This window comes from Haloplanus natans DSM 17983, from assembly GCF_000427685.1.
In the GTDB taxonomy this organism is placed as follows: Archaea; Halobacteriota; Halobacteria; order Halobacteriales; family Haloferacaceae; genus Haloplanus; species Haloplanus natans.
The window spans coordinates 1-2929 of record NZ_ATYM01000010.1 but is presented as its reverse complement, the minus strand read 5'-3'; the positions used below and the strand labels follow the sequence as shown (position 1 = coordinate 2929).

Genomic DNA, 2929 nt, shown 5'->3' with positions numbered 1-2929 from the left:
TCCAGTAGTCGTCCGCTGTTCGGATCGATCCCTCGGGCGGTGAGACGTAGCCGTGAGCAACCTGCCGATGCCAGTCGTCCGCTTGCGTATATCTGAACGATTGAACCCGCACAGACGCCCGTACGCTCGCCTCTTTCGCCCACACACCCCAACAGTCCGGGCACGACCGGGCACCGCACACACGAGCCTTGAATCGCGTCTCTCCGCACGTCTCGCACACCGCTTCCGGGTACCACTCGCCACAGCCGCTCCCTCGCTCTCCCTGTCCGGGTAGTACCCACGTCGCCTGACCGAACGGCTCCAGCCCCTCCGACCACTCGCCGGGCGACGAGCGCCCGGCTCGCTCCACAGCTCGCGACGGTTCCGAGCTCGAGGAGGAATCGAGCGGCCGCCGGTCAGACATGAGCATATCGCTACTCATGGGAACCACCGGCTAAGCGCCTCATTCGGTGGAATACTACGCTTCGGGAATTACTTTCCCGCAAGTGCAGGATATAGTACGCCGACCACACCGCCACTCGTTCACGGCCTCCGGCCGGGGCCTCCGGCCGTCTGTCCTCCCAGTTCCCGGCCCTCCACACCCACCCACCTCCACGACCTCGCGGCCGCTGCGCGGCCGCTCGGCTTTCGCAGTCGGATGAACGGGCCGGCCATCTCGCATCACCGTAACGGCTTTGCGGACGGCGGGAGAAACACGAACCAGCGACGACCCAGTTGGTTAGTGAGTCGGTGGCCTTCCAGGTTCCAAGTGTCCAGCCGCCGACTGGGGTCTTTCTGGTCCGGGGTCCTCCCGGACTTCCTCTCACGTTGTGAGTTCCTTCTGTCCCTCCCGTTGCTCACCTACTGCCTTAGTTTTACCCGTCGCGGGCTTCTGGTTTGTGAGGAAACCGGACATAATCGACCCGTCCACGCCGGCCGTCGCCGTGATCGAGGCGGAGATCGGGCCGAATCTTTCCGACTTCACACCGAAACCGGACACCACGATCCTACTCCTCGCTCCCTCGCGTTGCTTCCTCGAGCTCGTCGACGAGGTGAGCGAACTGTTGGAGTTCTCTACTGAGTTCGATCCAGTCGCGCCGCGTCACCGGCTCGCCCTTCTTCGCCTTCGCGACGATCTCGACCCATGCCGACCGGAGACGGTCACCGCGGAACTCCATCGTCTCGACGAGGAGACGACGGCCGAGACTCTCCCAGTTTGCAGTCTGTGCTGTCGAAAGACCTTCCCCCTGTCCGGGGGTATCGTCGTTTGCTGTCATGGTCTGGCAGCACGGGTCGGGGTGTTCCTGCACCCCGGCCGTTTCCACGCCGACGAGCGGCGCGTACGTCCTTCCCGTGCTACATGACCCACGGAGCGGGACCGTGATAAGGTTTCTCAACTGGCAGAGCCTCATCACCTCGATGCCTTCCAGAGTCGGTAAGTCGGCCAGCCGACGAAGATCGCGACGAGAATCACCGCCGCCACCGTCCCGGCGGTCGTCTCGTCACTCCACAGCCGCCACGCCGACTGGACGGCCTCGACGCTCTGTTTAGGGTGCATCTACACCACGGCGGGCGGCGCGCCCCCTGCACCGCCGTTGCCACCGTTACGCCCCCCGGCGAGGAGGAAGCCGATCACAGCGATGATCGCCACGACCAGCAGGCCACCGCCGCCGCCCTCTTGGTCGTCGCCCTCCTCGACGCTCCCGCCGTCACCGTCGTTGGGCGCAGGCACCGTCGACGCCTCACGCTCGGTAGAGTCGCGGTCCTCCGAGGGGGGACCGCCACTCCGAGGGTTGTCGACGCTCACCGCCCCCGCGTCGGCGTCCGAGTCGGTCCCGGGACCGTCGCCCGGGCCGTCGCCCGGGTCCATCCCGGCCTCTATCTCCTCCCTGTGATCGGGACCGTGTTCGCCCTTGTGAACGGGATCAGACGACCCCGAGATGTGCTGTTCCACCGATTTCGCGTTTGCCTTCTCCTCCCCGCAAAGCGGGCAGGTGGCCGGGTCATCAGAGACCATACCCGGGATAGGGCCGGGATGCACTTACCCGGCGAACCGTTCCGGCACCCCGCCGGCCCGCCATCGTAGACCGACAGTAAAGCGTCTCTCGCGACACTTCTAACGGTAAATTACCGTTCGACTCACGGCCGGGACGGAGGCGGGTCCATGCCGGGCCTTCAGTCTAGGATCTCCTCGAAGGCGGCTCTCGCGTCTTCTTCAGTCCGTGGACGCTTCAGCCCCGGCGGAGGTTCCACCCGCCCGAGACGCCAATCTCGGGCCATTCTCATCCGCTCACGAACGTCGGGAGGCGGGTCGTTGTGTTCGAGGAAGGCACTCACGTCGAACACGTCGATCAGCATCCCGTCGCAGTCTTCCTCGGGACAGTCGCCCACGTCGTCGCTATCCGGCCGTAACTCGTCGTCTCCTTCGTCACTCGTCTGTCCCGCCACCGCTTCTATCTCCCTCTCTAAGACCGACATAACACCTTCAGACGGCTTTTCGTGTTGCCAGTCTTCAGTAGCGTCCTCGACGAACACGCTGTTCGCCAAGTCGCCGTACCACGTCAGTACCTGCTTAGTCGAACCCTCGCGGAATCCCGTGTGAGACAGCAGGTAGCGGAATGCTCCGTACAGGTCCTCGTGACTGTCGCTATCGTGAATCCCACCGAAATGGGTCATGGAACGCTTGAACTGGTACACCCACCCGTCGGCCCTCTCGCCCCCCGGCTCCATATCCGCACCCGTGAAGCCGATGATGTGGTAGTGTGGCGACCACTTGATGAACCGCTCCATCCCCTCTATATCGTTGCGTAGCCACACCCAGATACCGTAATCAGGGTCTTCCTCCCGGTACCGCTCTTTCGCTTCCTCTGTCGGTCGGTACGGGTGCGGTATCACCGTGAATCCACGCCACCCCTTCGCCTTCGCGATCTCGGCCGCTCTCGACCGACCG

The 2929-nt window shown here is 64.3% G+C and carries 4 protein-coding genes; all 4 read right to left on the bottom strand.

Annotation, left to right across the window (positions count from 1 at the left end; all coding sequences use genetic code 11):
• Positions 1-986: 986 nt before the first annotated feature.
• The gene (locus HALNA_RS19740; RefSeq protein WP_157573421.1) at positions 987-1256 is read right to left on the bottom strand and encodes a hypothetical protein; all 270 of its coding nucleotides are present in this window, start codon (positions 1254-1256) and stop codon (positions 987-989) included.
• Between the two features lie 134 nt (positions 1257-1390).
• On the bottom strand, positions 1391-1537 hold the full coding sequence (locus HALNA_RS19735) for a hypothetical protein (protein ID WP_157573420.1): 147 nt from the start codon (positions 1535-1537) through the stop codon (positions 1391-1393).
• Positions 1538-1996, bottom strand: a complete 459-nt coding sequence (locus tag HALNA_RS02290; RefSeq protein WP_157573419.1) for a hypothetical protein — start codon at positions 1994-1996, stop codon at positions 1538-1540. It abuts the gene before it with no gap.
• A 158-nt stretch (positions 1997-2154) separates the two neighbouring features.
• Positions 2155-2929 (bottom strand): hypothetical protein (locus HALNA_RS20435; RefSeq protein WP_211225984.1); only part of this gene is annotated, 775 nt, incomplete at its 5' end.

Excerpts from the sequence above, each read along its gene's own strand:
- HALNA_RS19735 (WP_157573420.1), bottom strand. The coding sequence starts at position 1,537 with ATGCACCCTAAACAGAGCGTCGAGGCCGTCCAGTCGGCGTGGCGGCTG.
- HALNA_RS02290 (WP_157573419.1), bottom strand. The coding sequence starts at position 1,996 with ATGGTCTCTGATGACCCGGCCACCTGCCCGCTTTGCGGGGAGGAGAAG.
- HALNA_RS19740 (WP_157573421.1), bottom strand. The coding sequence starts at position 1,256 with ATGACAGCAAACGACGATACCCCCGGACAGGGGGAAGGTCTTTCGACA.